This is a genomic window from Paraflavitalea soli (assembly GCF_003555545.1).
In the GTDB taxonomy this organism is placed as follows: Bacteria; Bacteroidota; Bacteroidia; order Chitinophagales; family Chitinophagaceae; genus Paraflavitalea; species Paraflavitalea soli.
This window is the reverse complement of sequence record NZ_CP032157.1, coordinates 573,922-597,845: the sequence shown is the minus strand read 5'-3', so window position 1 is coordinate 597,845 and position 23,924 is coordinate 573,922. Positions and strand designations below refer to the sequence as shown.

The following is a 23,924-nucleotide window of genomic DNA, read 5'->3' as shown; positions in this document are numbered from 1 at the left end:
AAACCATCATTCCTTATAAATAGATATCTCCATTTTTCCGTCTTGGGTAATCGCGCCCCGGTACATGCCTTCGGTATTGAAGGGCATGGCGATATTACCGTTCTTGTCCAGGGCTATGAGGCCGCCATCGCCACCCAGCTTGCCTACTTTTTCAATCACCGTTTTTCCGGCATTCTGAACGGACAGACCTTTGTATTCCATCAGGGCGCTCAGCTCATGCGCTACAACAGTGCGGATATAAAACTCACCCCATCCTGTACAGGATATACCTACTGTGCTGTTGGCATAGGTACCAGCTCCAATAATGGGCGCATCCCCTACCCGGCCATACTTTTTATTGGTCATGCCACCTGTAGATGTACCCGCAGCCAGCATTCCATTATTGTCCAGGGCCACACAACCCACGGTACCAAACTTATAATCTATATTGATGGTACCTTTCTTCGGGGCTGAGCTATGGTCGAGCTTTGCTTTGAGGGAATCCTCTTTCAAAGCATCCTGCAATCCCTTCCACCTTTCTTCTGTACGGAAGTAACCAGGATCAACCAGTTCAATCCCTACTTCTTTTGCAAACTGCTCAGCACCTGGACCAACCATCATCACATGCTCCGATTTTTCCATCACGGCCCTGGCAGCTGTTATCGGATTGCGTATGGTTCTTACGCCCGCTACAGAACCGGCCGCTAAGGTATTGCCATTCATAATGGCCGCGTCCAGTTCGTTCCTGCCATCATGGGTAAACACGGCCCCCTTTCCTGCATTGAACAGCGGATTGTCTTCCAGCACCCGCACAGCAGCTTCCACTGCATCGAGACTGGGAGCACCCGCTTTCAGTTTGGCATAACCGGCTTCCAACGCCTGGCGCAGGGCGCTGCGGTAAGCCTTCTCTTTTTCCGGTGTCATGGTACTTTGCAAAATGGTGCCTGCACCGCCATGTATTACCAGCACATATTTGTCTTCGGGACTTTGTTGCCATTTACCGTTCTCCATCCACCACCAGTACCATTTGCCACCCTTTGCTTTAGCGGCGTCAAAATCAGCGACAGAAAAATAACCATTGCCATTGGCTGTACCCTGTATCTCGTATACTTTCACTGCTTTTTTGCCGGCTACCCATTGCAATGGTTTTTCAGCTACGCAAACTTCCGGTGCAGCAGCTTTACTGGTGAGTAAGAAATAAGCCTTGCCTTCACCGATCACGGTAGCATTGCCCTGCTCATCAATACATACGGCCGTTCTTTCGTCCGGGGCAATTCCCTGGGGGAAAGTCTTCCAGTCGGTAATGATGCGGCTCAAAAAGGTCATATGCCTTCCCTGCCGGTTGCGGGCTACATAATGCTGGTCGGTGATCACATTTTTGAGAAAAGGAGGTTGCAGAAAATCATTGTTGTAGAGTTTCACCTGCTCATCGTAGGGGTCCATGGCTACTGCCGCGGTGGCGCTGCCTATTTCTCCGCTATAATAGAAACCACTGAGTACGGCACAGCCTGCGCTGGTACCGCCCACCGGTACTTTCTTCTTATTGAGCAGGTAATTGATCGCTTCGGAGGTTTTGGTACCTCTCCAGAAACGCATGTAATTGGATTGATCGCCACCGGTGATGAAAAGCATCTCGGCATTGCGGATCGTTTGCGCCACTTTATCGCTATTGGCCACTTCTCTCGAATTGATCAACAAGGTTTCTATGGAGTTGACCTTGCCCAGTTTGGCAATATCATCATTGTACAGGTAATCACCTGAAGCACGGATCACGACGACATCGCCGCCGCCACTGCGCTCGATCATCCATTTGAATGCGCCCTCCACATTACCACCGCCGCCGATCAATGCTACACCGCCTTTCGTAGCAGTTGTTACATCTTTGGCATCACCGGTGAGGCCGAGGGAAGGGCCGGCAGTGGTCTTTACCTGTGCATGGGACATGTGCAAACAAAGGGTACAGGCAGCGGTCACTAAAATTGATCTTGTCATTGACATCCAGTTATCAGGTTATACGGATTAATAATGCGGGTTTTGTTTCAGGTTCTTATTTACCCGCAGTTCCCTGTTGGGGATGGGCCAGATGTATTGTGCATCATTGGGCGTCAGCAATACAGCACCGAGTGCGTTCACAGCATCTTCGGGGTTACGGCTGATGGGCAGTTTATGACGCCTTAGGTCAAAATGACGATGGCCTTCAAATGCCAGTTCTTTGAATCTTTCTGTATCAACCGCAGCTATCAGCAATTCTTTAGTAGCAAAGTCCTGGTCTACATAGCCACTGATCCTTTGGGCGCGCAGGTCATTAAGGTCTTTTTTGGCAGCGGGCAGGTTATTCTTTTCTGCATAGGCTTCTGCCCTGATCAGGTACATTTCACCGGTACGGTACAACTTAATATCCACCAGGTTGCGGGTAGCCGGCTCATCACTCAGGTATTTAACGACCGCATTGGGTGTTTTACCGGCGGTCTGCCTGGCCGGGTCTATTTTAATATAGGAGGAGAAACGGATATCATTGGCCTGGTCAAACAGATTGGTCAGTTTATAGGCAGCAGCATAATACAAACGTGATCCTCCGGGATTGTCCAGGAAGGTTGCTTGTGTATAAGCATCGCCAATAGGTGTTTGTTTATCACCGGTCGCTCTTTTCAGCTTCCACAATACTTCGTTGGTCGTTTTATCTTTCCATATTTTAGGAAAATCGGTGCGGGAGGCCAACGGCACGGCATTGATCGCTTCGGTAGCATAAGTGATGGCATTGTCCCAGTTCTTTTCATACAAAGCAGCCCTGGCCTGTATGGCGGAAATAGCAGCTTTGGTGATCCTGGTATTGTCATTAAAAGAAGCAGGTATTAATGCTTTCGCATCCGTAAGGTCTTTGTTTATTTTAGTCATGGTAGCGGCGAAAGTCAAACGCGCCGGCATACTGATCTCCGATTTTTCCATATATGGAACACCCAGGGAGTCAGCTATGTACCCTGATGCAAAATTGCGGATGAGCTCAAAGTGACAATAGGCCCGCAAGGCCAATAACTCTCCCTTGTATTGGATCTTCAATTGTTCTTCGCCGGGTTTGGCAACAATATTATCAATCACTGACAATACCCTGTTGGCACGGTCAATTACGAAATAATTATCGCCCCAGGCATCATGCTGAAAAGAACCATCATATTGCCAGCGGTGGGTAGCCACGCCGCCCCCTGTACTGTTTTCAGAAGGTAACATTACTTCATCGGTAATACGGGAAGTATAAAAAATACTACTGAATTGATTTAAACCAGCATACGCTCCTAACAACCCTTTGTTGACATCGGGTATATTTCTGAAAGCCTTTGTCGGGTCAATAGTGTCTGTCGGCTTCAGGTCTATCTGCTTATTGCAGGCAATAACAGACAGGGAAAGGACGGTAGCAGCCAGTACAATATGTTTATGAAAAGTGTTTGTAATAGTCATGTTGGTGGGAATTAAAAGTTAACGTTTAAGCCTACTACGTATGTTCTTGGCGCCGGATAGCTGAAGCGGGCGTATTCATTACCATTTTCCGGGTCAAATCCCCTCCACTTCGTCCAGGTCACCAGGTTCTGTGCCTGCAGATTGATCTGTATACCACTGATCACTTTCAATTTGCTGATCACCGACTGCGGCACGTTGTAACCAATGTTCACATTCCTCAAACGCACATAGGAAGCATCCTGTATATCTCTCGAAGTAAAATTACGGGGAGCATCTATGCGGGGAAGGATGGCATTATCACCTGGCTTTTTCCAACGATCGTACAAAAGGCGGGTAGACTGGTTACTGGTGATAAAGCTGGGATTCTCATTAAAATAATCCTCGTTGTTGTACCGGTTTACTTTTGCGGTGAAGGAAAACAAGGCATTTACATAAAAAGCTTTCCAGGTCAGGGAAGTATTGAAACCACCTGTAATAACGGGTACATAGGTTCCAAATTCCGCTACGCTCATCGTGGCCGCATTATAATCCGTGGTGATCTGTCCATCTGCTGTATAATATTGGGGATCGCCATTAGCCGGATTCACCCCCGCCCATTTGGGAGCATAGTGCGCCCCAAAAGGGAGGCCCACCCGAATAATACCGGTGTACTGGTATTCAAATTCTTCCACACCGCCCAGGTCCAACACCACATTTTTATTATAGGCCATATTGGCACCTACAGTCCATTGAAGCTCCCTGGTTCTAACTACATCGCCTTGCAGGTCTATTTCCACACCGCGGTTCCGCATTTTACCGGAGTTGATATCCAAATTGGAAGAGCCCGAAGTAAGTGGCAGGTCCTGGTTGATAAAGAGGTTGCTGGTAATCCTGTTATAGAACTCCGTGGTAAGACGAATACGGTTGTTAAGCAGGCTAAGGTCAAAACCGATGTTCAGTTCTTTGGCATATTCCCAATCATAATTCGGATTGCCAGGCTGCGTAGGTATAATACCCGCATTACCCCCATAAGTGGAACCGCCATAAGCAGGCAGGTAGCCAAAATTGCTGGTAAAAGGACTGGCCGTGGTACCATAGCTTGCCCTGAGACGCAAGTTGGAGATGAAATCTACATCATCCAGGAAGCGCTCTTTCTTCACTTCCCAACTGGCGCCCAAAGAATAGAATCCATGCCAGCGGTTTTGCTCAGGCAGCGTGGAAGATCCATCGTACCGGTAACTGGCATTCAGGGTGTACTTATTCTGATAAGTATAACGCAATAGTCCTATGAAAGAAGACATAGCATTTTGGGTACGCGATCCACTCAGCGCCGGCACATAAGTACCTGGATTACCTACACCGGCGGGAGTATTAGGCAACCTTCCATCAATGCCATAACCTGTATAACCAAATGAGCGGTCCTTATTACTCAGGTATTCAAACAAGCCAGAGACTTCCAGATCATGATCATCCGCGAAGATGTTATTATAAGTGAGACCTGAAGTAGACACCAGGGAAAGGTGCCGCACCACACCTTCACCGAAACTGCCCAACCTTCCATTGGCAGAAAGCTTTCTACCTGCATAAGAGTCGGGGTTGATCCAATCTTCATTCGTTTGGTCGCGGTAGTCAATGCCCAGCCTTGTCTTCGCGGTGAGCCCTTTCATCAGGTTATAACTGAGCGACAAACCCAGGATCGTTTTCAACTGGTCCTTTTTACTGGAAGTATTGAGCATCCGTTCATAGGAGTCACTTCCTTCCCGCAGGTCCAGAATAGGATAAGCGGCTCTGTCTTCCCAGGTAACGAGTTTACCGTTGGGCGCATAGGGATATTCATAAGGCAATGCATAATAAACTGCCGATAAAGGGTTATTACCGCCAGTGCCGTTCTCATTTTGTATATAGGTGGATTTGGAATACCCGATATTGAGGTTCACATTGGCGGTCAATTTTCCATAACTAAAATCCAGGTTATTCTTTAGCGTATACCTTTTCAAACCAGATACCCTTACCAGGCCCTGTTGGTCAAAATAATTCAACGAAGTATAGAACCGGATATTCTGGTTACCGCCACTGGCACTTATTTGTTGTTCCATAAAATGTCCATCGCGCATAAAGAGATCGCGCCAGTCGGTATTCACACCCAACAAGCTGTCTACAATACGATCGGCCTTAGCTTTTTCAGCCGGGGTTTTGGATGCATAGGCAGGGTTTAGTTTTGAATAGTCCCAGAAAGGGCCTGCTTCGGCGCCTGTTTCCATACCAATGCCTTCTTCAAACTCCTTGCGTTCGGCCGAGTTCATCATCCTGAATTTGGTAGAGGTAAGGGTAGATACACCGTATTGTGAGCGGTATTCTACGGCCAGTTTACCGGCTTTCCCCTTTTTGGTGGTGATCACGATCACGCCATTGGAACCACGGGAGCCATAGATGGCTTTGGCAGAAGCGTCTTTCAACACAGTAACAGATTCTATATCGCCGGGATTGAGTGATTGAAAATAACCGGCTTCAATGGGCACACCATCCATCACATACAAAGCAGAACTGGTACCGCCAATGGACCCTACACCACGCAACACTACATTGGCGCTGGTTCCTGGCTGGCCTGACATAGCCGACACAGATAAGCCCGGTACACGGCCCTGCAATGCCTGTTCAAAAGTTGCAACGGGCACGTCATTGATCTTATCGCCACCAACGGTAGTAGCTGCAGAAGCTGATTTATTGCGGGTATAATTCGTATAACCGGTAACCACCACTTCATTAAGGCTCACCGTAGATAACTTCAAGGTTACGTTGATCGTTTGCTGCCCATTGATCGCTATTTTCTGTTCAAGAAAGCCTACCAGGGAAAATTCCAGGGTTTTGGCATCATCGGGCACCTGGATGGAATATTCACCTACCCCATTGCTGAGTGTGCCAATAGAGGTGCCGGATACCAATACAGAAACACCCGCTAAGGGTGCATTGTCGGGGCCGGTTACTTTACCCTTAATGGTTTTATCGGGTACGGGTTTCTTTTCGGTAGAGAAGATCACCACCAGGTTATCTTCCTTCACGGTATAATTCAGTGGAAGACCCGTAAAGGCCTGTGCCAGCACCTGGTCCAGGCTGGCGCCGCGGGCCGTGATATCAATTCTTTTATCATCGGGTAAGGTGCCGGTGTGGTATACAAACCTGTAGAGGGTTTGTTTCTCCACTTCATTGAGCAAGTGCTTAATGGTGCTTTTCCGTAACTGGAGATTGATCTTTTCCTGTGCAAAGGTCTTTGCCTGTGCCTGCATACCCACGCACACCAGTAAGATGGTCGTGAGTTTCATAAAGAATAACAGTTGCCTGCCGGGGATGAGCAGGAGCCTTCCTGCGAAGCGATGAGCAGTCTTCATAACGTTAGTTGGTTTAACAATGAGCAATACTTGGTTCGTTTCCTTTTATTTGCTGATGATTATTTTTTCTTTGTCTACCTGAAAATTAAAAGGATAAGATAGTTGCAGCGCTTCCAGGGCTTTCACCACGGTCTCGCTTTCAAAGGTTCCGGAATATCGAAAGGTTTTTACAGTTGAGTCAGCAAAGCTGATCTCAATGCCATACCATTGTTGCAATTTCGTAGCGATGGCCGACAGCGGTTCATCTTCTATTTTAAGCCTGTTGCGGATCCAAGCGATCTCCTGCGCTTTGTGGTTTACCGGGTCTACGGACATGGGCACGATCCGGAAAGGATTTTCTGTGGCGGCGGGTGTTTTGGCTGCTACGGCGCTCATATAGATGAGTTTCATACTGGGCGTAAGGATCACCTTTTGATCGGGATGATCTTTCACCGACACCGCCACCCTACCCCTGAACAAGGAAGTTTCCGTATGGGGGTTGGAAGGATAAGCACTCACATTAAAAGCAGTACCCAGCACTTCTATATTGACTTCGTTGGTATGTACAATAAAAGGATGGTTCTCCCGATGGGTGACATCAAAGAATGCTTCACCGGAAAGGCTCAACTCGCGGTTGCCCTGCTCAAAATTGTGGGCCAGGGTAATACTGCTGTTACTGCGTAATGTGACCACTGATCCATCCGGCAATACGACAGTTTTGCGCGGTTCTTTGCCTGAACTAAGCACAGTGGGCTGATGGCTGGCAATAGCTTCCGGGTTAGCAGGTATCGCGGTTGTAGATGGCCTGAACAGGAAGTAACCGGCCACTGCCAGCAGCAAAAGGGAAGCTGCCACGCCCATGGCATATTTGAAGCGGGTAACAACAGGCTTTGGGGGTGCCGGGGGCGGTTCTTGTTGCAAGGCCTGTTTCAGCAGGTCAAAACGATTGATGCCATCTTTCAGTTGATCCAATTGTGCAGGAAGATGGCCCTGGTTGGCATTGAGGATGGAGATCATCCGCTTCGCTTCCTCTACCTCAGGCTGCTTATGGGGATTGTTGCTGATCCAGGTGGTCCAGCTTTGTACGGCTTCCGGATCATCTCCCAGGCAATAATGCTGGAACGATTCATCACAGATGAAGTCCTCTACGCTATAGTTTTGTAGGTTCATGAGCCTGCCCTTTATTATACAGAGGGCGGTTTGCTCATTATTTCCCGGGTATTTTTAATATTTTTTTTATTTAACTATGAAGGGCGGGAAACATTTTAGGATCACAAAGGTAGTAAGGAGTTGGGCGAGAGAGAGAAAGTATGATTTTTAACTGGCTGAAAGTTTACTTTAAAACTTTCCGCAGCACCTGGATGGCATTGTAGATCGTATTATAGGCTGTTTTAATACTTAAGGAGGTTTGGTTAGCTACCTGTTCATAATTAAGCCCTTCGAAGAACATCAGCCGGATCAATTCCTTTTGTTTGGGTGTGAGTTGCTCCATGGCCTTGTACAATTTCTGCCGCAACTCTTCATCGTGCTGCACGCGCACAATGATCTCTTCATAAGACAGTTCTTCCTGTTCTTCTTTGGCGGATAACCGGCTGATGGCCGCATCTGTTTTGGAATGATAGTCCAGCTTGTCCAGCAACATCCTGCGCAGGGAGGTAAACAGGTAAGCCCGCACATGGGTCACTGCATTCAGCCTGGCGTGCTTGTCCCATAGCTGAAAGAAAAGCTGGGTCACGCAATCTTTTACCAATTCATCATTGGCGGTTATCTTTAATCCAAAGCGCACGAGGTGGAAATAGGTATTGTTGTACAGCTCGAAAAGCGCCTGCTTATCGCCCCTCCTCATTTGCTCCCAATACTGTATATTCTGTTCATCCTCGTTCATGTAGGACCATCTTTATTTATGAAGGTACACGCTACCTGTTCTTTTTCAGATCGTTCATTAATTCTTCCACCGCCCTTTCCAGTTGCTGGTCACGGCCCTTGCCCACTATTCCATATTCATTCATTACCCGGATATCGGGCTCGGTTTGGTAATTTTCCAGCCACCTGCCTGCCAATGTTTTAACCCCCAGGGTAGGCACACTGTAACTGAGGGAATTATCCTGCAGGGCCTGCCCAGTCATCCAGGTACAACTGCCCGGGATAGGCATACCCACCAGTTTACCCATATGGAGGACCTGGTAATCGTACACAAAACAATGCCCATCACTATAATTCGCTTCGTTGGCTAATACAATGGAAGGTTTAGTCCAACGGAATGAAGGCTCCTTCCCTATCACAAAATGGTCATTGGCATTTTCGCGCACCTTGATCCCACTCAGGAACATGGCCAGTTCAGGCGCCAGGTCACCACCCCGGTTAAACCTTGTATCCACAATGATGGCTTTGCAGGCAGCCAGTTTACCCATGGCCTCTTCATATACATTCCGGTAAGCGGCATCATTCATCCGGTACAGGTGCACATATCCTATTGTACCGTTACTCAGCCGCGCTACTTCCTCCTGGTTGCGCTTTACCCAACGTCTGTACAACAGGTCTGCTTCTTCGGCAGGTGTTACAGGTTTTACCAATAGTTCACGTACCCCCTTTCCATCGTTGATGCGCAGCAGGATATGCTTACTGCTTTTTCCTTCGAGGTATTGGGCCATATCTTTGTCTTTACTGATGCGTTCGCCATCGATGGCTTCGATGATATCGCCCGCTTTAATATCCAGGCTCTCCAGGTCCAGTGGACCAGCAGTAATCACTTCTGCGATCCGCACGCCATCACCCTGCCAGGCCTGATCATAGAACACCCCAAGGGAAGCGGTAACAGTTCCATCTTTCCGGTTATTGTTATAAGAAGCGCCTGTATGACTGACATTCAATTCGCCCAACAGCTCATTGAGCATTTCAGCAAAATCATAATTATTGTCGATCCCTGACAAGTATCGTTCGTAAGGTTCTTTGAGTTCTTTCCAGGGAGCTCCATGCATACCTGCGGTATAAAAAGTTTCGGCGGTTCTGCGCCATACATGGTCAAACATGCTTTGTCTTTCTTTGGCCAGGTCGATCATTACTTCGGTACTGGTATTGATCCCTTCTTGTTTGGCATTGACCGGATCGATCTTTATTATCTTTCCGTCGGCCAGCAGGAAAATATACTTTTGCTCCCGGTCCCATTTCATACTGCCATCGCGCACATTCAGCCGCAACACAATATTGGTTTCCCGCGTACGCAGGTTGGTGCGCCACAGGTCATAATTCTTTTCAGTCTTACTCAGGTAATATAAAAAACTGCCGTCTTTACTCACCAGGGCATCCATTAACAAGGAAGCCTGTGTGGTGAGCCGTTCTTTCCTATCTCGTACAGGCTGCCAATCAATCAGGCTTCCGGCTGCAGCCTTTTTGATACTGTTATGTTTAGCTGTATCCGCTATGCCCGGTTGTTCTTCCCTGAAATTTTCCCAGTCGCGGGCATTCATGAACATAGCATATACATCCTGTTGCCGCGTGCTGCTATTGGCATAACTGTGCAGGCCCTGGCGGTCGCTGTACCAGGTGATCAGTTTTCCACCCATCATCCAGGCAGGATGCAGATCGCTGTAACCGCTTTGGGTTAAATTGATCAGTTTCCCATTGCCATCGGCATTGACGATACCCACCTCCTCATTGCCGCTACCCTGCTCTGTAAACTGCACCAGCAACCATTTGCCATCAGGACTCCATTCGAAATACTGGTCATGGTCGCGCCGGCTCACCAACTGGTCACCCGTCAACAAGGTGCGCGTTTTCCGTGTGGCCAGGTTAAATATCTTCAGCGTGGTTCTGTCTTCTATATAAGCCACTTCCTTTCCATCGGGCGACCAGGCAGGTTGATAGTTCTCCCGGCTATTGGCAATCAACGCTGATTCCTGCACCTGACTGGAGGCAGCAAACAAAGCCTCTTGCGGGCGCACCAGTTCAGCCTGGTATATCTTCCAGCCATGATTACGCTCACTGGCGTACAATAGCTTCCTGCCATCGGGTGAAAAACTCACACTGGTTTCCTGTTCCGGCGTAGTGGTGATCCGCTTAATATTATTGCCTTCTACACTGCTTACAAAGATGTCGCCCCGGAAAACGAATGCCACTTCCTTGCCGGATGGCGCCACGGCCATTTCCTGCACGGCTGTTACGGGTACTTTCTTTTCATCATTTTCCTTTTGCCCGGTGATGATGGTAATGGGTAGTTTTTTAGGCCCCTCATTTTTTTGTTGCAGGTATACCTGGCCATCATAGCCAAAGCAAATAGTATTGTTGTTGGCAATGCTTAGAAAACGAACAGGGTGCTGCTTAAAGTTGGTCAGGGCTTTGGCTGAATTGGTATCGGATAAAGATTGTTGGTAAATATTAAAACTTCCACTCCTTTCGCTAAGGTAATAAATGTCTTTGTTGTTGGCCGAAAACACAGGGCTTCTATCCTCCCCGGCAAATGAACTCAGTAAGCTGTGCGATTGCGTAACGGAATCATAGATCCATATATCGCGCGTTACAGAAGATAGCTGGTGCTTGCGCCAGGGATTTTCGCGGCCTTTCCGGTCATGGTAAATAATGTAACGGCCATCTTTGCTCACTTTAGCATCTTCGGCCGTGGTGGTCAATACCTGCCTGGTCCTGCCGCCTTCCACCGGCACTTTGTACAATTCCTGCAAGGCATCGGAAGGAAATTGCCGGTTGGCAGGCGCATCCATTCGCACGGTACCGAACAATACGGCCTCATCTTTAGCGGTAAAGTCGTAGGGAAATTCATCACCAGAATACCAGGTAAGCCGCCGGGCTGCTCCCCCACTGACGGGCACAATGAACACATCAAAGTTGCCATACCGGTCGCTGGCAAAAGCAATGTAGCGGCCATCATGGCTCCATACCGGCATGAAGTCATATGCGCCATGGATCACCAGGGGTACTGCTTCGCCACCAGCAGCGCCCACTTTATAGATATCCCCGTGATAAGTGAATACGATGGTGCTGCCATCCGGGGAAATGGCGGGATACCGCAGCCATTGCGGGTTTTGCTGTGCCGGCAATGACCTTGCAATCAAAAAGAACAGGAACAGAAGAGATATCTTTTTCATGTGTAGGGCGATAAAACAGCGCGGAAATTAGCAAGTTTTTTTTGAGATAGATCAAATAATTGGGATAGCGACGGACAACACCCAACCCAATAGCCCGATTGATGAGCCGTTGAAAAGTAAATGGCGATAACCCCTCTATTGCCCGGCAAGCAATACATCCAATTGCTGATGCAGCTTACCGCTATCTGATGGCCGGGGCGCCAGCTTCGTTACGATCTTACCTTTTTTATCAATGAGCCAATAAGTGGGGAATCCCGTTATACGGTAATTGCCCAGGAACAATTTGCTGGCATCCGCATCCAAAAAGTAATGTTCGCCTGGCAGGTTCTTTTCTTTGATCAGCTTTTTCCAATCGGGCATTTCATCCTGTGCACAGAGATTGACAAACTCCACCTGCTGCTTTTTATACGCCTGGTGCAAAGCGGGCGTATAAGTCATTTCTTTTCTACAGGGGCCACACCAGGTGGCATATACATCGAGGTAGATGACCTTGCCGCGATAACGTTTCCCAAGAAATTGTAATACATCTGTGGGAGGGATGCGTTGCACCTGGCCGCTGGCCGTTAACTTATGCAAGCCCGATACAGCCAATGGAGAAAAGCTAAGGGAAGCATTTCTTTTCACACTCCGGGTGAAATAATCATAATAAAGGGGCGCTGTAAAATAGTGGCGTATTGCAGGTAATTCCTCCAGCAGGGTGGGTGATTTAGCAACAATGCCTGACAGGAAGGAAAAAAACATATAATCCCTATTAATACCGGCCGGCTCCTGCAGCAAGGAGGCGGCCGCGGCTTCGATGGCGTCCTTCCACCGTTCTTCCCGCAGGGCGGTACGCACAGCCCCATTGCTTTCAGCGATCCATTTGGCATACCAGCCCAGGTGATAGGAAAACATCATGGACTTAAAATTAGCAGGCTCGTGCAGCTCAAAGATGGAATCCCTGAAGATATTTATCCGCGCCTTGCGCTCAGCTTCCGGCAGGCTATCCATTACATAATCGGTGATCCAGTTGGAAAGACCATAGAGGTAATCGCGTTGTATAAAATCAATGACCACGGGATGTAATTGATGGACCGCCGCATAGGTATTAAATGTAGCCATCTTTTCGGCATAGTCGGCCCTGAACGCAGCCAGCATATCCGGCGCCGGCACATGCAGGTCGTATTTTTTATAAGGCAGGCCCATGATGTATTGATGGCTTTTATTAAGCTGTTCACTCAGTTGAGCATGATCTCCGCTGATACTGAGCCAGCCGAAATGTTTATCAGCGAGCAACGCCGCATCGATAGACAGGTGTACAGAATCTCCGGGCGATACATACAGGTTGATGAATACCTCATTGTACCGGACTGTCATGTTTTGTGTGAAGATCATTTCACCCCGCACCAGCAGCCTGCCATTTGCATCCAGCTGCACCTGCGGCGATTCCTTATAGAAAGGATTAACGAAATGAAAGGTAAACACGGTGGGGGTACTATCGGTGATATGTGCCATGCTGACCGTAATGGTTACCGGCTTAGGAATGGGTGATTGAGCTAAACTGGTGGACATAGCCATGCCCGCCATTACTAATAATGACATGTACTTCATACAAAAAGAATTGATCAATAAAAAGGATTACGAATGGCGGTTGAGGGCCTGCTTAATGGATTCCATGTTTTGCCTGGACACAGGCACTTTGGCGCCATCTTCCATGAGCAAGACGCCACCATCCTCGCGCAGCAGGCTTTTTACATATGGCAGGTTTACCAGGTGCGATTGATGAGTGCGGTGAAAATCATACGGCTTCAGCAATTCTGCAAATTCTTTTAAGGTCTTACACACCAGGATGGTCTCACCGCTGCGCAAATGGAAATTGGTATAATTGTTCGATGCTTCGCAACGCAGTATCTCATTCACTTTTACATAGCGGGTTTCCTGCAACGTGGGCAACGCTATCCGCGGCATATCTATACCGGAGCGGCGTACAAAATTGAGCAGGTTCTCCAGGTTACCATTGTGCTGCTTTGCCATTATCTTTTCCCGCGCCTTTTCTACTGCCTGTTGCAGTTCGCGGATATCAATGGGCTTTAACAGGTAATCCAATGCCGAAAACTTGATGGCCTGGATGCCATACTGATCATACGCAGTAACGAATACCACTTCAAAGTCCAAATGATCCAGCCCCTTCAATACCTCAAAACCCGAGCGATCCTCCAATTGAATATCGAGGAATAGCAGTTGCGGCTGTTGGGTGTTGATCACGGCTATCGCCTCCGCTACGGTGGCGGCAGTACCTACTACTTGTACAGCCGGGCACCAGTTGGTCAGTATAGCCTGCAGGTTCTCCAGGTTATTGGGTTCATCTTCTATGATCACAGCACTGATCTTCATGGTCTACTCCAATTGGTTAAAGTAAGTGTAACGGTGGTATTGCCGGGTTCAGAAAAGAACTGTAAAGATGCAGGCTGGTCTTTATACACCCGGTTAATGAGGTCTACCCTTTCCTGGCTCAGTTTCAGCCCCCAGGACGATTCCTTTCCAGCCACTTCGTCAATCCTAAAGCCTGCTCCATTGTCCTGCACTACAAAAACCAGGTCATGGCCCTTCTGTTGTACAGACACGATGATCTTACCCTGGTCTTTTAAAGCAGCCAACCCATGCTTCACGGCATTTTCTATAAAAGGCTGCAACAACATAGAAGGTATCCCGGTATTGGCCTGGTTTATATTCGCTGCCACCTGCAACTCGTACTGAAAGCCAAAACGCAGCTGCTCCATTTGCAGGTAATCATCGGCTATTTTCAACTCCTCTTCCAGGCTGATCAATTCCTGTTCACTGGTATTAAGCACCTTGCGGGTAAGGCCGGCAAACTTTGCCAGGTAAAGGTTGGCCAGCAGCTGGTTGTTTTTATTCATCAGGTTTTGAATGGAGCCCAATGCATTGAACATAAAGTGCGGATTCAGTTGGGACCGGATGCTTTTCAACTGCAGCTGTATCATACTACGCTGCTGTGCCGCCCTGCGCACCAGCCGCCTGCTGTACTGCCGGTAAGCAGCGAAGAGCAATAAGACCAGCACCAGGGCACCCAGTAACCAGGGTACTATTTGTCGCCATGCAAGGGTCTTTGCTTCCGGTGAAGGCAATACCTCAAAAGGTATTTTGATCATGCTGGCTTCATCCCATACCGGCATCCTCGATTGTGACTCTATCCTGACCTCATAACGACCAGCCGGGGTATACATGCCTTTATCCAGTGCAAATTGTCCGGCCTGGTTCACCATGCCCAGGAAAACGGTGTCTCTTCTTCCCGCTATTTCTTTGAGCAGGTACACAGCGTAGGCCACCGATTCACGTCTTTCCAATTGGAGGATGATCTGCTCCACACTATCCACCGGGAAAGCAAAGTCCAGCGGTACACCTGTTTGCGGATCAAACCGGGTGGCATAATGCCGGTTGCGTTGCAGATAGGCCAGGTTGAAATAATCGCGGCGCATGCCCAGTGTGATCTGTGCCAGTACCGGTTGCAGGTTGGTACGCCAATCGAACAACACGCCATCGCGAATACGATAATCCTTCACATGCACTACTTCTACGAGGATCGTTTTCCCTGGCGCTTTGAACCTGCCCAGGAAGGCATAGGGTTGCCGGGCGCCAAATTGTTGCTCCAGCTTTGCAACCGGGCTCCAGGGTACCAGCTCCACACTGTCATTCTCCACGACGTGATACCGGTACTGGTCCTTGTTGTCTATTGTAATGCCCATTGCAATCAGGATGGCTTCAGAACTATCGGCAATCCGGTAGCTGGGGTATTCTTTGGTAACGGACTGCACATTATTGCCGCTGAACCGGGTTAGTGAGGGGTTTAACTTTACGCCCAATAGCAGTGGGCTCTTAGATCTGTTCTTCACCACACCGCGTTCTGCACCTTCCTCTAACTTATCATAAATGCGGTATACAGCCGTATCAGGAATGAGGGTATAGACGGGCTCAGTGACCATGGCCCTGCTGGTGATGGTGTACAGCTCAAAAAGGAAATTGTGGCCAAAGGGTGCAGACCTGGTTTGCGCTTCGGCGCTGGTACTACCCAGCATGCCCTGCGGGAACAGGAGCATCCCCATCAGCCAGCCTCTATTGTTTTTTAGATGATGCATTCAATACTTCATTAAACCAGACATTCCATATTATCTGTGCAAATCTGGGTTAAATGTATACAATCTACAAGCTCCATCGAGGATCAGGTAGCAAGCAGCTAGTATTGGGCATAAAAAAAGTCTCACCTTGTGGTGAAACTTTTCCTGTTTATAATCTATTCGTTATTTAACTGGTGTGATCACGATCTTTCTGAATTCAATAGGACCATGGTCGCCCTGTATATAGATGGGGCCTGGTTCTCCTTCATTGCTGTTCAGTGCGCCTCCGGTAATACCGGGTATCTCCTGGTTATTGATCACCGTTTTTCCATTGGCAACTACCGTCACCATACGGCCTACCAGGGTAATATCATAGGTCTGCCACTGATCAGGCCCCAGGGCAGCCAGTTCGCTCGGCACCAGGAATCCATATACACCACTGAACAAATGACTATCGGGGTGTTCCGTAGCCGGATTATCTTCTATTTGTACTTCATACCTTCCCCTCAGGTAAACACCGCTATTGCTTCCCTTCTGGTACCTGAACTCTACATGCAATTTAAAATCGGTGAAGGTTTGATCTGATATTAAGTTGGCGCCTGACTTTGGGCTGGTAAGGATACCATTTCTTACTTCCCATTGGTTTTGACCCAGGGCTTTCCAGCCTGTAAGGTCTTTACCGTTGAACAGGTTGATGGCTTTACCCCATGCGGGGGCCGTTGTTCTTTTTAATAAAGGGGCTTTTACACCTGTCCAGTTGTATTTTTTTCCTTCGGGTGTTACGATGGTGCCTTGAATACCGGTAGCAGTTACTTCACCTTCCAGTACCAGGTCCTGGTTGCCCCGCTCCCATTGTGGAGGAATAGAAAAACCAAACTTGCCATTGTCAAAATTCACTTTTGATACGGGGCGGGCGCTGCCGCTGATACCTACAAAATAACCCACCAGGGTACGGTTGCCGGAGAGCTCTACAGCCAGCCAGGAAGGTGCAGGTTTGCCGTCCCTGTCGATCGTGATATCCCAGCGTCCGATCAGGTCTTTGGGTTCGGCCTGATTTGCCACATATACAGACATGCCTGTAGCTAATGGATTTGCGTTAGAGCTGGCAGGAGCAGTCATTAGCATACAACTGATACCAAAAAGAAAAAGGTTCTTGTGCATAGTTTTTCATTATGAGGGGGTAAATATACAAAACAGCGGGCAACCACTTCAACAGGTGTTCTATTGTGGACGGGTGGCATGGCTTTGGTAACAATAATGGGAAAGCCTATTGTATGAATACCAACGACAAATTTGGACAAAAAAGAGACCCCAAGGATGTTAAAACCCAGCCCCAGGATGAGTTTATTACCCAAAATAGTAATAACCTGTCGCAAACCGCCAGCGAAACACCGGTGCATCCCGGTGCTGCTGTGCCTGATGATCTTGACGACCGGGAAATTGATGAAGAAGGACTTGAAGCGAAAAACCGGCCGGTTGAAAAAGTCGATAAGGAAGAGAACGAAGCTAAAACGGGCCAATAAGGCCACTGTCAAAAAACAGGGTATACATTAGCGTAGCGCCTTCAGTACCCATTGATGGAGCGGCTTCTCATTGATCCGGTCGATCACTTTGGTAGCTTCCAGGTCAAGCTTCACGCATTCCACATACCAGCCAACCGATCCTTCAAAGCTGGTCTTGTTCTTCTTAAAATCAGCCTCTACAGCTTCCTGTAATGCTTTGTGCTGCAAGGGACCTTTTTTTAACGCCTGTAAGATAGCTTTCCGGATCACGTCGTATTTCTCTTTGTCGATGCTCGCCAGTTTCCTTCCTTGAGGATGGAGCAGTTGGATCTTTTCTTTCATAAACAAGCATTTTTTAGTGCCGGCAATTGTAAATCGGTGGTCGTTTACTTCGCTAGTCTTTCACTTTGCTAGTCTTTCGCTTCGATAACAGATTTCTCCCTGCGGTCGAAATGACAAAAAAGGGTGAAATGACAAGAAAGGCTGAAATGACAAGGAAGGTAGAATAACAAGGAAGGAAGAAACGTAATATCCTACGGTGTCATTTCGAACGAAGCGCAGCGGAGTGAGAAATCTTTTCGCATCCCTTATCTTTGCACTTTGGCAGTGTTTAACAGAAAATCATTTTACCATGTCTGATCAATCAAAAATAGCTATTTTAACTTTTATCAGCGGCGATGCTACACCCGGCACTCCCTCCCGGTACAGCTTTAATGCGCTCGGTAAACACCTAAACCTGTCGAAAGACGAATTGGATGGTTTCCTTACTGAACTCAACAAGGAGCGCTTTATCTCACAATATACCAAAAAAGGAGTAGATAGCTTTACAGCTATACTCAACCAGAAAGGCCTGGATGCAGTACAGGATGAATCGTTCATCTAAGCAAGGGACCTATAACTCCCACCCCTTCCGGTATTCCCGGTAAAAATATTTATTGGCGGCCTCCTCATTGGTGATCTTCATTGCAGCTGAATCATACAGCAACCTTTTTTTTGCCCGCAAGGCTACACCGCCCAACAAAATGGTTTCGGTTACAGTGCCTGCATATAAAAAGCTGCCGGGCGATTGCACCTTATTTTTGAATGCTTCGATCCAATAAGGATCGCCAGACTCCTGTACCTCTTTTTTAACCGGCTGCCCTTTCATCACCGCTTCCATTTTACTATCGGGCAACAACCGAGGATTCTCGCAGCGAAAGCCGGCAACAATGGTCCCTTTATCGCCCACAAACAGCATCCCTTCCCGCTCCAGCGAGGCATTGCCCAATGCATCAGGCGTATGGGGACGCATGCCTCCATCGTACCAGAAAAGCTCAAAGGGCGGCAACGATTCCTGCCTGGGAAATTTAAACCGCACAATACTGGAATAAGGAAATGCCACATCATTTTGTACGCCATGACATACCTGGTTGTCGATGGTGCTGGTGGTAGTGCCGTATGCTTCTGCCGAAAATGGCGCGGCATTAATACCTAATGTCAGGAACAAAGGCCATAAACTATAATGGCCCATATCGGCAATGCTGCCTGCACCAAAGTCGTACCAGCCACGAAATACATTGTGCGTATAATTCGGATGATAAGGCCGGTCGGGGACAGGACCCAGCCACAAGGGCCAATCAAAACCTTCCGGCACCGGTGGTGTATCGGTGGGATTGGATGTCCACTGTGGCCATACCGGGCGGTTGGACCAATTGTGGATCTCTTTCAGCTGACCGATATGCCCTTCAGCGATCCATTGTTTTACCAACTCTGTACCTGGCTTCTTGCTCCAGGCCAGCAGGTGTGTGCTTACACCGGTTTGCCGGGCGGTATCGATCACCAGCTTCGCTTCATACAAGCGGTTCGACAAGGGTTTATGGATCACCACCTGTTTGCCTTTTTTCATAGCTGCTATGGAGATATAACCATGCAGGTGATCGGGGGTCATGATCTTCACCACATCAATATCCTTTTCCTTTTCCAGCAACTCCCGGAAGTCTGCATAAGACGTACAGCTCTTATTACTATTATTTTGTTGTTTACTGTAGTACCTGTCCACCAGTTCTTTGCCAATATCACGGCCACCGGGAATACCCTGGTAAGAGGCGCCCCAATTGGCATCACCCAATACTTTACGGATATCATCGCGTATGCCATTGGGTGACCAGTCAATATAATTTGTGCTCATTTTATTGGGATCACAGACGGATATGATCTGTATGGCAGGATTGGTGATCAGCTCGCACATTTCACGCAGGCCCTGGGTACCGCAGCCAATATAAGCCAGGTTGAGCTTGTCACTGGGCGCAATATATCCGGGGCCGCCCAATACGTGACGGGGTACAATGGTAAAGGCAAGGGAGGCTTTGGCAGTAGTATCAATAAATTGACGACGGGAAATTGATCTCTTTTTCATTCCTGGCAAGGTTTAAATAATGAATTGGTATGACATAAAAAATACGAAAAAATCAGGAACCAGGCGAATTAAAAAGCCGCCTGCATGAATGACAGGCGGCTTGTATAAGCAAGATCAGTTATCAACGTGCAGGCCGGCTAAAAGAATATGTCTACATAATCCACGGCGGAACTGGCTCCGGCGCAATTGTCCATCTCCTGCAGCCGCCAGTATTTGCGTGTTCCTTTCGCCAGGAAATGATAGGTGCCTGTACGGTCACACACCTTACCGTCAAAAATGTACTTTACCTTGGTAAGAATAGTGCCTTCAAATAACAGTTCACGCGGAGAGATCACTTTCAGTGTTCCGTGGATGGTCACAAAATCAGTCCCGTCCTCCCCGCCCCTTTGTTCGCCCTGTATAGCATAAGTGCTGTCGGTCTTTTTGCTGATCTGCACTTTACCCGGCTTTTCCCAGCCAATCCATTGCAGGCTGAAGTTATGTACCCCCTCCCGCATTTTGAAAGGCGCCGGTTGCGTTGCCTGCTGTGCATAACCCAAACTATAACCGGCCAGCAACAAACAAATAGCGAATACCCAATGAGTACATTTCATCTTCGTGTTTTTTGAATTGGTAAGTCAATATCATGGCCATGCGAAGATATAACTTGCTTCCCAGGCAAGCAAACAACAAGAGGCTATGTCCTGTGTTAGCAACAACAAGACATAGCCTCTTCGGCCTGGTATTATTCTCTGCGCTATTGTTTCTTAATATAACCAAACAAGCCTCCCATCTCCTCATCCGGTCCTGCAGCAAAATAAAGCCTGTTGGGATCGATGGTGGAAGTGGAAGGCGGGAATGTAATGGCCCACAATCCTTCGATCTGGATAGGTCTGCCATTTGAACGCAGCACTCCGATAAACTGGCCATCATCGGTATAAGCATTGATATAGCCATCGCCGAAATTGCCTACCAGGATCGCACTCCTGCCCTCTGTGGCGCCTTTCATCTTTTGGTCTTCCGCATCATCCATATCATCAAAGAAAGAAGGTGATGCCAGGGCTATGCCCCAGGGAGCATTCAGCGCACCTCTGGAAGCAAACCGCTTTACCAGTGTCCCATTTGTTTTGAAAATACTTACAAAGCCTAATCCACGACCGGCAGCAGACCTTCCCTGCGGCCCCACTTTGGCATAGGTAACATATAACCATTCGCCAACAGCCTGTATGTTAAAAGGGGCATAACCTGAAGGGATGCCAGGGTCTTTAAAAGGCATGTTCACAACGGCAAAATTCTTATCCCAAACCACTATTTTATTGGCCCGGAAATCAGCTGCATACAAGTAATTATTTCCATCCATCAGGGCATTCGTCAAACCTGTATAAGCAGCGGTAGCCGCATCATTTTTAATGAGTAATGCATTATTCCCCGCTGCACCATTCCAGGCAGATAGAATACCATCTACCCCTACAAAGATAAAACGCGCCGCCTGGCCGTTCGACAACACAAAGTCCGCTCCCCCATTAAATACAATGCCTGTAGGATTGCCGCCGGTAGGGCCGCCCGGTGAAGGTATATTGACGGGAGGCCGTACGATCACGCCTTCCCGGTCATACACTTCGCTCACATGCCCGCCCTGTGAATTGACCCAGGGGGTGCCTGTAGCGCTGAAGGCGATGCCCCAGCCATTGATCAACGTAGGGTCAACGTGCGCAGGATTGTACTCCTGGTTATTACCCACCAGATTTACCTGCTCAAAGTTTTTTAGCTGCTTTAGTTCGTCAAGTTTCTTGCAGCCTGCGACAAAGATCAGTACTGCACATAGCAAAGCATATGGATAGCCTGAACTACCCAATCGTCTGGTAATTTTTTGCATACGGAACTTATTTTGAAGGTGAGGAAAAACGGCCTGGAGTTTTCCGGGGTATGCAATCATTACGCAGCCATGAAAAAAAGGGTTGTGTGCTAACGCAGTTTTTTATACTTAGAGGTAAGGTTTCAAAATGCCAGCCCATATCTTATACCCCTCGGCATTGAGGTGTAGACCGTCCATGGTCAGCTTTTTATCGAGCTTGCCTTCTGCATCCTGGAAGGCTTTGTTGAGTTCAATGCACGTAACTTTTTCCTCTGCGGCGATCTTCCTGATCCCTTCATTGACGGCAGCAATATGCTCATCTTTATTATAATGGTTCTTGAATTGGGTAAAAGTATTGTTCACCGGCAGCAGGGTTTGCACATAGACCTTTGTATGGGGAGAGGCGGACTTGATCGTTTGCACGATCTTCCTGTAATTGGCAATGATGAGGCTATCGGGTGTATTGTGCTGAATATCATTGATGCCGATGAGCAGGAATACTTTGGCAGGCTTTCCTTCGGTCACTTCATCCAAGCGGGCCAGGATGCCAAAAGTAATATCACCCGAAATACCGCGGTTGCGGGCATTGGGATTCCCCAGCAACTCAGCCCAGTCGGTACCGGCCGTTATACTATTACCCAGGAAAATAATGTCTTTGGCAGAATTGGGATAACTCCTGAACTGGGCGGCTTTTAAAGCATAAGCACCGGGCCGGTAATCAGGATTGGCAGTGGCGGCATCGGTTTGCGCCTTTGAAAACTGGCTTACAAAACAGGTTAATAGGGTGGTGATAAACAGGATCTTCATATAGCATGCATGGTTTTAGAACCTCCAAAGTAGTCAATTTCGGGATATTATGTAGTACATATTGAGGAAAAACTGGCTCATTTCCCCATCCAAACTGTCGCAATCACCCCTCTTCTGGTGGCTATTCAGGTCTCATCTTTGCAGTATCAACACGGCTTTATTTACTCACCATTTAAAAGTATAGTTATGATCATTGTACACGACATCTTCGTTTGCAAACCAGGCAATGCGTCCAAACTGGCCAAATTGTTTAAAGAAGTAATGGCCGACAACAAAGAAACGATGCATATCCTGACGGATATGACCGGCCAATACAACCGGGTGATCATTGTAAGCCAGTTTAAAGACCTGGCCGATTATGAAGACAGCTGGAAAAGAATGGAAGCCGATACCGAGAAGATGAAGAAAATGATGGAAAAAATGGCCAACTATACGGATATGTACCTTACTGGCTCAAGGGAGATATTCAAGGTTTGGTAAGAAAGTCCGAAAGTCAGCAGGTCCGGAAGTCGGTAAAGTAATACATCATTGGCGTACTATTTTGCTCCCTGGCTTTCCGACTTCCGGTCTTCCAGACTTACCGACCCGCCGTCTTTCCGACCTACTTCTTCTTACAGATCAACAATTGCGTAGCATCTTCGATATGCGTTATCTGGTGGGATATAATGTTGAAGTGTGCACCTACATAACGACGGAATTCTTTGGTATTCCATTCCCTGATATGACATTTGTTTTCCGCAGGTCCGTAACTATACCAGCCCCGCACAAGATCCCTGTCGGGTGTACTCAGGAACAATAACTTGAAGTCGATCTTGTTGATCAGTTGCAGCAGTTCATCAGGATTCACTACGTGCTCGATAACATCGGAGCAGATGATCAGGTCAGTTTGCCGGGGTATCTGGTCTGGCTGCGCTGCATTGACCCATATACGATCCGGATATTTTTGTTGCAGGAATGCATAGGTAGTACCCACCTCCACTCCTACAGTAGGATAATCAGCAAATTGCTGCATTAATTTATATCCGGAGCCACAGCCAATGTCCAATACCTGCCTGTAACCATACTTATCCAGGTAAAAGCGGGCTAGTTCATAAACCTCTTTCTGGCATTCATCGGTGTGCTGCGTATCATCCCAAAACACCTCCTCTTTACGGTGACGGTATCCCCGCTTGATGCCAAACCTGCCGGGCGCAAACACACCCCGGGCCTTCCCTAAAAAGTACAACAGAGTAACTTCTATTCGTCGTAAGATCTTCTGAAACAATGACATCTTGTTTTCGTATTACGCGTCAAATATAGCCTGTTAGGACCAATAATGCTTACCCCAGGCCCGTAGCGTACATTCAATTGCCGGCCTCCACCAACGCCCTGCATTTTCAGCCCCCGGAATGTCTAACTC

The 23,924-nt window shown here is 48.0% G+C and carries 19 protein-coding genes; 3 read left to right on the top strand and 16 right to left on the bottom strand.

All coding sequences use genetic code 11. The features are described from left to right. Window positions 1-6: 6 nt before the first annotated feature. From D3H65_RS02225 to D3H65_RS02180, 10 genes are all read right to left on the bottom strand, one after another. On the bottom strand, window positions 7-1,971 hold the full coding sequence (locus D3H65_RS02225) for an isoaspartyl peptidase/L-asparaginase (RefSeq protein WP_162915362.1): 1,965 nt from the start codon (window positions 1,969-1,971) through the stop codon (window positions 7-9). Between the two features lie 27 nt (window positions 1,972-1,998). Further along, window positions 1,999-3,432, bottom strand: a complete 1,434-nt coding sequence (locus D3H65_RS02220) for a RagB/SusD family nutrient uptake outer membrane protein (RefSeq protein ID WP_119048693.1) — start codon at window positions 3,430-3,432, stop codon at window positions 1,999-2,001. 11 nt (window positions 3,433-3,443) lie between these two features. Next, on the bottom strand, window positions 3,444-6,797 hold the full coding sequence (locus D3H65_RS02215) for a SusC/RagA family TonB-linked outer membrane protein (protein ID WP_211345602.1): 3,354 nt from the start codon (window positions 6,795-6,797) through the stop codon (window positions 3,444-3,446). A 45-nt stretch (window positions 6,798-6,842) separates the two neighbouring features. Then, window positions 6,843-7,946, bottom strand: a complete 1,104-nt coding sequence (locus D3H65_RS02210) for a FecR family protein (RefSeq protein WP_119048692.1) — start codon at window positions 7,944-7,946, stop codon at window positions 6,843-6,845. Window positions 7,947-8,109: 163 nt separating this feature from the next. After that, on the bottom strand, window positions 8,110-8,661 hold the full coding sequence (locus D3H65_RS02205; protein WP_119048691.1) for an RNA polymerase sigma factor: 552 nt from the start codon (window positions 8,659-8,661) through the stop codon (window positions 8,110-8,112). 31 nt (window positions 8,662-8,692) lie between these two features. After that, window positions 8,693-11,875: a S41 family peptidase gene (locus D3H65_RS02200; protein ID WP_119048690.1), complete on the bottom strand. Its 3,183-nt coding sequence runs from the start codon at window positions 11,873-11,875 to the stop codon at window positions 8,693-8,695. Window positions 11,876-12,010: 135 nt separating this feature from the next. Further along, window positions 12,011-13,465: a TlpA family protein disulfide reductase gene (locus tag D3H65_RS02195; protein WP_162915361.1), complete on the bottom strand. Its 1,455-nt coding sequence runs from the start codon at window positions 13,463-13,465 to the stop codon at window positions 12,011-12,013. A gap of 27 nt (window positions 13,466-13,492) precedes the next feature. Next, window positions 13,493-14,248, bottom strand: a complete 756-nt coding sequence (locus D3H65_RS02190) for a LytR/AlgR family response regulator transcription factor (protein ID WP_119048688.1) — start codon at window positions 14,246-14,248, stop codon at window positions 13,493-13,495. Continuing rightward, window positions 14,245-16,008: a sensor histidine kinase gene (locus tag D3H65_RS02185; RefSeq protein WP_119048687.1), complete on the bottom strand. Its 1,764-nt coding sequence runs from the start codon at window positions 16,006-16,008 to the stop codon at window positions 14,245-14,247. Before D3H65_RS02185 ends, D3H65_RS02190 begins: the two co-directional genes overlap by 4 nt. Before the next feature lie 162 nt (window positions 16,009-16,170). Continuing rightward, window positions 16,171-17,148: a 3-keto-disaccharide hydrolase gene (locus D3H65_RS02180; protein WP_119048686.1), complete on the bottom strand. Its 978-nt coding sequence runs from the start codon at window positions 17,146-17,148 to the stop codon at window positions 16,171-16,173. Between the two features lie 113 nt (window positions 17,149-17,261). On the opposite strand from D3H65_RS02180, the gene D3H65_RS02175 reads away from it, so the two are divergent. Then, on the top strand, window positions 17,262-17,510 hold the full coding sequence (locus D3H65_RS02175; protein ID WP_119048685.1) for a hypothetical protein: 249 nt from the start codon (window positions 17,262-17,264) through the stop codon (window positions 17,508-17,510). A gap of 27 nt (window positions 17,511-17,537) precedes the next feature. Here D3H65_RS02175 and D3H65_RS02170 read toward each other — a convergent pair whose 3' ends face one another. Further along, window positions 17,538-17,831 (bottom strand): DUF6958 family protein, encoded by a 294-nt coding sequence (locus D3H65_RS02170; protein WP_119048684.1) that lies wholly within the window; start codon window positions 17,829-17,831, stop codon window positions 17,538-17,540. 289 nt (window positions 17,832-18,120) lie between these two features. Between D3H65_RS02170 and D3H65_RS02165 the strand changes: the two genes are divergently transcribed. After that, window positions 18,121-18,372: a hypothetical protein gene (locus tag D3H65_RS02165; RefSeq protein WP_119048683.1), complete on the top strand. Its 252-nt coding sequence runs from the start codon at window positions 18,121-18,123 to the stop codon at window positions 18,370-18,372. A 9-nt stretch (window positions 18,373-18,381) separates the two neighbouring features. On the opposite strand, the gene D3H65_RS02160 is transcribed toward D3H65_RS02165, so the two are convergent. From D3H65_RS02160 to D3H65_RS02145, 4 genes are all read right to left on the bottom strand, one after another. Continuing rightward, window positions 18,382-19,884 carry a Gfo/Idh/MocA family protein gene (locus D3H65_RS02160; protein WP_119048682.1) on the bottom strand — a complete coding sequence of 501 codons (1,503 nt, stop codon included), beginning with the start codon at window positions 19,882-19,884 and terminating at the stop codon, window positions 18,382-18,384. Window positions 19,885-20,021: 137 nt separating this feature from the next. After that, window positions 20,022-20,477, bottom strand: a complete 456-nt coding sequence (locus D3H65_RS02155; RefSeq protein WP_119048681.1) for a hypothetical protein — start codon at window positions 20,475-20,477, stop codon at window positions 20,022-20,024. 143 nt (window positions 20,478-20,620) lie between these two features. Then, window positions 20,621-21,739, bottom strand: coding sequence for a TIGR03118 family protein (locus D3H65_RS02150; RefSeq protein ID WP_162915360.1), 1,119 nt, complete (start codon window positions 21,737-21,739; stop codon window positions 20,621-20,623). A gap of 108 nt (window positions 21,740-21,847) precedes the next feature. Beyond that, on the bottom strand, window positions 21,848-22,525 hold the full coding sequence (locus tag D3H65_RS02145; RefSeq protein WP_119048679.1) for a GDSL-type esterase/lipase family protein: 678 nt from the start codon (window positions 22,523-22,525) through the stop codon (window positions 21,848-21,850). Between the two features lie 186 nt (window positions 22,526-22,711). Between D3H65_RS02145 and D3H65_RS02140 the strand changes: the two genes are divergently transcribed. Next, window positions 22,712-23,005 carry an NIPSNAP family protein gene (locus D3H65_RS02140; protein ID WP_119048678.1) on the top strand — a complete coding sequence of 98 codons (294 nt, stop codon included), beginning with the start codon at window positions 22,712-22,714 and terminating at the stop codon, window positions 23,003-23,005. A 121-nt stretch (window positions 23,006-23,126) separates the two neighbouring features. Here the strand turns inward: D3H65_RS02140 and D3H65_RS02135 are convergent, their stop codons facing one another. After that, complete coding sequence (locus tag D3H65_RS02135; protein WP_119048677.1) at window positions 23,127-23,795, bottom strand: class I SAM-dependent methyltransferase; 669 nt, start codon at window positions 23,793-23,795, stop codon at window positions 23,127-23,129. Between the last annotated feature and the right edge of the window lie 129 nt (window positions 23,796-23,924).

Bases quoted from the DNA above. Each gene is read 5' to 3' on its own strand.
- D3H65_RS02185 (WP_119048687.1), bottom strand. From the start codon at position 16,008: ATGCATCATCTAAAAAACAATAGAGGCTGGCTGATGGGGATGCTCCTG.
- D3H65_RS02225 (WP_162915362.1), bottom strand. From the start codon at position 1,971: ATGACAAGATCAATTTTAGTGACCGCTGCCTGTACCCTTTGTTTGCAC.
- D3H65_RS02180 (WP_119048686.1), bottom strand. From the start codon at position 17,148: ATGCACAAGAACCTTTTTCTTTTTGGTATCAGTTGTATGCTAATGACT.
- D3H65_RS02200 (WP_119048690.1), bottom strand. From the start codon at position 11,875: ATGAAAAAGATATCTCTTCTGTTCCTGTTCTTTTTGATTGCAAGGTCA.
- D3H65_RS02140 (WP_119048678.1), top strand. From the start codon at position 22,712: ATGATCATTGTACACGACATCTTCGTTTGCAAACCAGGCAATGCGTCC.
- D3H65_RS02155 (WP_119048681.1), bottom strand. From the start codon at position 20,477: ATGAAATGTACTCATTGGGTATTCGCTATTTGTTTGTTGCTGGCCGGT.
- D3H65_RS02195 (WP_162915361.1), bottom strand. From the start codon at position 13,465: ATGAAGTACATGTCATTATTAGTAATGGCGGGCATGGCTATGTCCACC.
- D3H65_RS02215 (WP_211345602.1), bottom strand. From the start codon at position 6,797: ATGAAGACTGCTCATCGCTTCGCAGGAAGGCTCCTGCTCATCCCCGGC.
- D3H65_RS02165 (WP_119048683.1), top strand. From the start codon at position 18,121: ATGTCTGATCAATCAAAAATAGCTATTTTAACTTTTATCAGCGGCGAT.
- D3H65_RS02210 (WP_119048692.1), bottom strand. From the start codon at position 7,946: ATGAACCTACAAAACTATAGCGTAGAGGACTTCATCTGTGATGAATCG.
- D3H65_RS02150 (WP_162915360.1), bottom strand. From the start codon at position 21,739: ATGCAAAAAATTACCAGACGATTGGGTAGTTCAGGCTATCCATATGCT.
- D3H65_RS02205 (WP_119048691.1), bottom strand. From the start codon at position 8,661: ATGAACGAGGATGAACAGAATATACAGTATTGGGAGCAAATGAGGAGG.
- D3H65_RS02135 (WP_119048677.1), bottom strand. From the start codon at position 23,795: ATGTCATTGTTTCAGAAGATCTTACGACGAATAGAAGTTACTCTGTTG.
- D3H65_RS02160 (WP_119048682.1), bottom strand. From the start codon at position 19,884: ATGAAAAAGAGATCAATTTCCCGTCGTCAATTTATTGATACTACTGCC.
- D3H65_RS02220 (WP_119048693.1), bottom strand. From the start codon at position 3,432: ATGACTATTACAAACACTTTTCATAAACATATTGTACTGGCTGCTACC.
- D3H65_RS02190 (WP_119048688.1), bottom strand. From the start codon at position 14,248: ATGAAGATCAGTGCTGTGATCATAGAAGATGAACCCAATAACCTGGAG.
- D3H65_RS02145 (WP_119048679.1), bottom strand. From the start codon at position 22,525: ATGAAGATCCTGTTTATCACCACCCTATTAACCTGTTTTGTAAGCCAG.
- D3H65_RS02170 (WP_119048684.1), bottom strand. From the start codon at position 17,831: ATGAAAGAAAAGATCCAACTGCTCCATCCTCAAGGAAGGAAACTGGCG.
- D3H65_RS02175 (WP_119048685.1), top strand. From the start codon at position 17,262: ATGAATACCAACGACAAATTTGGACAAAAAAGAGACCCCAAGGATGTT.